Annotated in this window: 6 protein-coding genes; 4 read left to right on the forward strand and 2 right to left on the reverse strand. The window is 44.4% G+C overall.

Annotated elements, in window-relative coordinates:
- The 4 genes from AB4496_RS11725 to AB4496_RS11740 all read left to right on the forward strand — a co-directional run.
- The coding region (locus AB4496_RS11725; RefSeq protein ID WP_372131018.1) for a helix-turn-helix domain-containing protein at positions 1–223 on the forward strand (223 nt) is incomplete at its 5' end.
- Positions 220–1,518, forward strand: coding sequence for a HAMP domain-containing sensor histidine kinase (locus AB4496_RS11730; RefSeq protein WP_009846414.1), 1,299 nt, complete (start codon positions 220–222; stop codon positions 1,516–1,518). The genes AB4496_RS11725 and AB4496_RS11730, both read left to right, overlap by 4 nt.
- Before the next feature lie 127 nt (positions 1,519–1,645).
- Positions 1,646–2,575, forward strand: a complete 930-nt coding sequence (locus AB4496_RS11735) for a pyridoxal-phosphate dependent enzyme (protein WP_032555228.1) — start codon at positions 1,646–1,648, stop codon at positions 2,573–2,575.
- Between the two features lie 117 nt (positions 2,576–2,692).
- Positions 2,693–3,430: a dienelactone hydrolase family protein gene (locus AB4496_RS11740; RefSeq protein ID WP_009846412.1), complete on the forward strand. Its 738-nt coding sequence runs from the start codon at positions 2,693–2,695 to the stop codon at positions 3,428–3,430.
- 80 nt (positions 3,431–3,510) lie between these two features.
- Here the strand turns inward: AB4496_RS11740 and AB4496_RS11745 are convergent, their stop codons facing one another.
- Both AB4496_RS11745 and AB4496_RS11750 read right to left on the reverse strand, forming a co-directional pair.
- Positions 3,511–4,764 (reverse strand): D-amino acid dehydrogenase, encoded by a 1,254-nt coding sequence (locus AB4496_RS11745; RefSeq protein ID WP_102257349.1) that lies wholly within the window; start codon positions 4,762–4,764, stop codon positions 3,511–3,513.
- A 225-nt stretch (positions 4,765–4,989) separates the two neighbouring features.
- A complete protein-coding gene (locus AB4496_RS11750; protein WP_009846409.1) occupies positions 4,990–5,916 on the reverse strand; it encodes a LysR family transcriptional regulator in 927 nt (308 codons plus the stop codon).
- Positions 5,917–6,292: the final 376 nt, after the last annotated feature.

The following is a 6,292-nucleotide window of genomic DNA, read 5'->3' on the forward strand; positions in this document are numbered from 1 at the left end:
AAACCCAACCACTTACACCATACTTGAGATGCTCTGCCAAAACGCACCGGAAGTGGTGACTCGTGAAGATATCTCCTACAAATTATGGGAAGAAGATGAACCCAATAATGATGTGCTGCGCAGTCACATCTATCAATTACGAAATCAACTCGACAAGCCTTTTGACAGTCAAATGTTGATTACGGTTCCTAAAATAGGATTCCGCTTGGAGTCATCTAATTGATTTCCAACTTTCTGACAAGCACTAAAACCCTCACCGGCCGCTTAGCTGTTTTCTTTGGGCTAATGGCCGTGATTGTGTCTGCGTTCGTCTATGTCGTTTTTATTGTCGCGCTCTACATGTCTGAAGACCGGGTCGGTGAAAGACGCATCTTGATTGACCGCAATTACGCCGTCGAGCTATTTCAAGCCGGAGAAAGTGGTGAGTTAAGAATTGATGATCTGACCGTCGCCTATAACGACCCGTCATTCGTACCTCCCGAATATTATAAGCTCATTGCAAATAAAGAGAGCTTTCTCGGAGAGATCGGCGAAGAGCCAGAGTCAAGAATGGTCTATGTTGGCGAGTATTCTGACAAAGGAAAAACCCACCCAATAATCCTACTTTCCGAAATAGACCGTGTTGAATTTGCTATTTCTGAACTTGTGTACGCGACCGCCTTTGTGCTCACGTTACTTTCTATCTTAATTTTTAGTTTTGGTGCTCTGCTCTATCGACTGTCAAAACGACTGATTGAACCATTCAACTCTCTGTCTGAGCAACTTGAGTCGAATAAACTCAATCTCAACGAAGAGTTCGGTGTGAGTGATGATGCGGCAGTTGAATTTCGTCAGCTAACCGATCAACTGAATCAGTATCGTCGAGAAATCAATTCCTTGGTCAAGCGTGAACAAGCCTTTGCTCGATACTCAAGCCATGAGTTAAGAACACCACTAACCGTTGCTCGTGGTGCGAATAAATTGCTATTGAGAAGCGAAACAACCGAGTTTCAATCTCGGCAGGTTGAACGCATTGATGAAGCCATTGTTCAGATGTCTGAGATGGTCGATGCCCTGCTTGGCCTAGTTCGTTACGAAAGAAATAGTGACGATGCACCGCTGCGCTTGTTTAGCCAGCAAGAATTAGAGACCATCGTTTCCAAAAATACGTTACAAGCAAATGAGAAAGCAGTCGAAATATCCCTACTCGTTCAATCTGAGCCTATAATTCAAGCCACCAGTGCGATCATGAACATGTTGGTTGGCAACTTGTTGAGAAATGCGATTGCAGCGACCAATAGTGGCACAGTGAGCATCACTCTCTCACAAGACAACCTGGTAATTGAAGACCAAGGAGAAGGCCTTCAGGAACAGTACAATCCGAATGGTCATGGATTAGGTTTATTGATTGTCGACGACTTGTGCCAGCGATTCCATTGGGACTTTGAGTTGGTCAATCGCAACTCTGGAGGGTGTACTGCAAGAATCGCCTTTCAGACAGATTCCTCCTTATCCACATTAAAGCAAGCAAACTCGTAATACGAAGCTCAATACCCTATGAAAACTTGATTTAGTTGGTTTACAGCGCTCGCTAGCTACTAGATACTCAGTAGTCCTTTTTGATTTAAAAATGCTGGCTCTTGAGTCAGCATTTTGTCTAAGTGCGATGAAACTAAATAATAGCCCTGTAACTCAGCATCAATACAACGATCACACCTTTTTCTTAAAGCGAGACGATAAGCTTCACTCCCACTTTTGCGGCAACAAAGCCAGAAAGTTCATGAAGCTACTGGAAGACGATCACCCAAACACCACCACTCTAATAAGCTATGGGTCCGCTCAAGCTAACTCCTTGTTCTCGCTAGCCGCACTTGCAAAAATCAGAGGCTGGACGCTTGAGTTTTACGTCGACCACCTTCCTCAATGGCTACAAGAACGCCCACTCGGCAACTACCGTGGCGCTATCGATCTTGGGGCTAAGGTTATTTCAGTCAAAGAAACAGGCTCTGAGCTTCATCCACAAGCGTATATTGGACAAATAAGGCAACCAGGTTCCGATTGTATTGTGTTACCTGAAGGTGGACGTTCTCAGCTTTCTGAATATGGCGTGAAGCAACTGGCGATGGAAATACTCAGCTGGACGCGCTTCGAAAACAAACACGATTTTGTGGTGGCACTACCCGCTGGTACAGGCAGTACGGCTCTGTATCTACATAAGCATTTAAAAGTACACAATATCCCGGTGTTAACCTGTGCGTGTGTAGGTGGTAATGACTATTTAACTCAGCAATTCGATGAACTTGGCGAATCCGATCACCCACAGATTTTACCGCTCAAAACCAAACACCATTTTGGTAAGTTGTATCAGCAGGATTATCAAACTTGGTTAGACCTGCAAGAGCAAACTGACATTGAGTTTGACCTGCTCTATGACCCTTTGATGTGGCAATGCTTAGTACAGTGGCAACAAGACAACCCAACTAAGACCATCATCTATATTCATCAAGGCGGCATCTTAGGCAATGAATCGATGTTGCCGCGCTATCAGCGGAAGTATCCGGAGATGAGCATTAGCAAAACCAACACATCTTGGTAATTTTTTTCCTTTATTCTCCAGTTTAGCTATTCAAGTTATAAACTGAAATCTGGCGAGAATCATCGCGTTATCTATACTTTCGATTGGAACATCAATTGTCATCGAAAGGAATCACGCATGCGAACAATCACTACGCTCGGCCTGTTTTCAGTTTTACTGCCCTTCTCTGCGATTTCAGGAGAAAACATCACTTACCAAGTCGATGGTATGGATTACGAAGGTTATTGGAGTGAAGCCAGTGACCAAGCGCCTTTGGTGCTGCTAATTCACGATTGGGATGGCTTAACTGATTACGAAAAGAAACGTTCTGAGATGCTCAACGAACTCGGTTACAACGTGTTCGCCATCGACCTATTTGGTAAAGGCATTCGCCCTACCGAAGTGAAAGACAAAAAACAACACACAGGCGAGTTGTATAAAGACAGAGAAAAAATGCGGGCACTACTTAATGCGGGAGCGATGGAAGCGAAAAGGCTTGGTGGTAACTTAGATAACAACGTGATAATGGGTTACTGTTTTGGTGGCGCAGCCGTTTTAGAAGCCGCTCGTGCTGGCATCCCATCGAAAGCTTATGTCACCTTCCATGGCGGTTTATCGACACCTAAAGGACAAGACTACTCTGAGACAAAAGCTCCAGTTGTCGTGTTCCATGGTACAGCAGACGCCATGATCTCAATGCACGACTTTGGAAGCCTCGCAGCTCAACTTGAATCAAGCAAGGTTCCGCATGAAATGATCACCTACAGTGGTGCGCCACATGCCTTTACCGTATTCGGCTCAAACAACTATCAACAAGAAGCTGACCAGAAATCGTGGGATAGATTTACCCATGTACTAGAAACCACCACCAGATAACTTTCGATACCCACCCAGAAAAAACAACCCCATTCTAAAACTTAGAATGGGGTTACTTTCACCATCACTACATCATGTTGTTACAAATAACGATGGATACTTAAGTCATCAGATTTAATATCACAGGCAGAGCCACTGACTATGCTTGCTAAGATCTTTCCTGAGCCACATGCCATTGTCCAACCTAATGTTCCATGACCTGTATTGGTAAATAAATTTTTGATAGGCGTCTTGCCGATGATAGGCGTGCCATCTGGCGTCATTGGTCTTAGCCCAGTCCAGTATTCAGCCTTAGAAAAGTCCCCCGCTTGTGGGAAAAGATCTTTTATCACCATATCAATCGTGGCTTTGCGTTTTTCTGGGATTAGGTAGTCAAAACCAGCGAGTTCTGCCGTACCCGCGATACGAATACGATCATCAAATCGCGTCATCGCGACCTTGTAGGTTTCATCCATAACAGTCGAAGTCGGTGACTTATCTACATTCACGATAGGCAATGTTAGTGAATATCCTTTCACTGGGTAAACCGGTATAGACAAGTCGACTTGCTTTAATAGTTCTCGAGAATAGCTTCCTGACGCGACCACGTAAGCATCCGCTTTAAACTCGCCTTGAGTCGTTGTAATAGTCTCAATGGCTTGATTCTGATGATTCAAACTTACCACTTCAGTATCAAACACGAACCTAACACCGAGTTGCTTGGCTTTCTCAGTCAAGGTTAAACAGAACTGATGGCAATCACCGGTTTCATCATGAGGTAAGTATAAGCCGCCCACCAGCTTGTCTTTGACGTCCGCTAAACCCGACTCCACTGACAGACACTGGTCAACATCAAACAGCGAGTGTTCGATCCCACTCTCTGTTAATAGCTTCATATCCTGCTGAATAGCATCGAGTTGCTTCTCGCTTCTGAATACTTGCAAGGTGCCTTTCTGCCTGCCCTCATAAGCTAAATCTTCACTGGTTCTTAGATGAGTAAGACACTCTCGACTGAAGTTTGCCACTCTTAACATGCGTGACTTATTCATGGCGTACTTGGCTTCATTACAGTTGGCCAACATCTTAGTCGCCCAAGCAACTAATTCAGGAGAAAGTGACGGCTTCACTTTTAGAGGCGCATGCTCTTGGGTAAGCCATTTCATTGCTTTCAACGGAATCCCCGGTGCCGCCCATGGTGAAGAATATCCGTAAGAAATTTGCCCTGCATTCGCAAAGCTGGTTTCCTTGCCACTGCTATCTTGACGATCAATAACCGTCACTGTATGACCTTCTTTCGCCAGGTACCAAGCACTGGTTAACCCAATAACACCGCTACCAATTACAATAACTTCCATTCTCTTCCCCTAATGCCCGACAAAGCCAAAATCTGTCGAACACAGCTGTCAGTCTAAAACTCGTTTCGTTAATAATTTGTAACTTATTCCGCGTATGTTGACTTATCAATAGAGTGTGCGTTGACAAAAACTCAATTCAACTTAAAAACGAATTCGGCAGTTTGGAACTGTGATATTGGCGGTATTTGGACGCTTAGAAGGAGTCGCTAAGTAAATCTACTATTCTTAGATATTGTAAGCGTCATGACTCAAGAAAGTGGCGTTTTCAAGTAAGAAATCTAACAAGGTTTCGGCCTGTAGCGTGAGTGCGCGGCCTTTTAAAGATTGAACCTTAACCGTCGCCTTCGATAGCATCTCCAACTCGGTCGCAACCACTTCAATCTGTCCTGACTTTATTTCATCGATCACAGTGAGCTTAGGCATAAAGGTGACGCCCAATCCTGCTGATACAAAGTTAGTCAGTGCGGTCACCGAATTGGTTTGAAGCTTTGGCTGCAAGGTAAGGTGGGAAATTTGTTCAGCCTGCTTTACCAGCCTCCCCATACCGGTCGAGTTATCGATCAAGGCAAGAGAAGCGTCTTGAATATCTTGCATTACCACTGGCGCTTCTTTCATCGTAAGGAAGTGCCCCTTCGGAGCAATCAATTCGAGCGGATGACTACGTTCAACGTGGGAGTGCAGCTTAGGATGTGGAGCAGAAGCATAGGTTATTGCGAAGTCTATCTGTTGATCTTCCAACATCTTGACCGCGTCCAATGCCCCAGCAATTTCAATAGAAAGGTTGATATCAGGATAACGGGTCATAAAGGTTTGCATCGGCTTTGACACCAAGTTGGTAATAAACCCTTCACCGATGGCAATACTGACACTGCCTCCTTTGAGGTTTTTAAGCTTGGCTAGTCGAGTAAGCACTGCAGCCTCTCCACGAACAATGGAACGATAGTAATGCAACAGTTCATTACCCGCCTCAGTCAACAGTGATTGGCGGTTGTTGCGCTCCCATACTTTCATTTCCGCTTGCGCTTCGAGCTGGGTCAGCATTCTGCTCATTGCAGCAGGGTCAACATTCATCATCTTGGATGCCTTACGCAATGAGCCATACTTAGACAACGCGTTTAAATACTCAAGAGCGCGGATATTAAAGTGATGCATTCAACTTCCTTGTGATTCGACTGACACTAGATCAAGCGTCTCACAAATTGGCTGCGAACATGTATCCCATTTTATCAAGAACGTATTTACACTTACTAACTTGTGCACCGAGTCACTTCAAGGCAGCTAAAGGCTCATGCTCGTTTATTCGATCTACTCTTGATAGACAGATGGAAAGAGCTTAAAGAACCTGTTTTAAACCGCTTAACGAAACATTTTCGATGACATGGCACCTGTGTTGTTCGGCTTTCACTTGAGTAATACCAATCACAGTAAATAAGTGATCAAACATAGCGTAGGAAAAAAGCTTGAGAACAAGGCAGAATTTTTCGATAAGTAGTTATTCTACAACCAAAAATTCTAACGAAGTTATCGA

Origin of the sequence: Vibrio sp. 10N.222.46.A1, from assembly GCF_041473595.1 — a bacterium.
Taxonomy (GTDB): Bacteria; Pseudomonadota; Gammaproteobacteria; order Enterobacterales; family Vibrionaceae; genus Vibrio; species Vibrio tasmaniensis_A.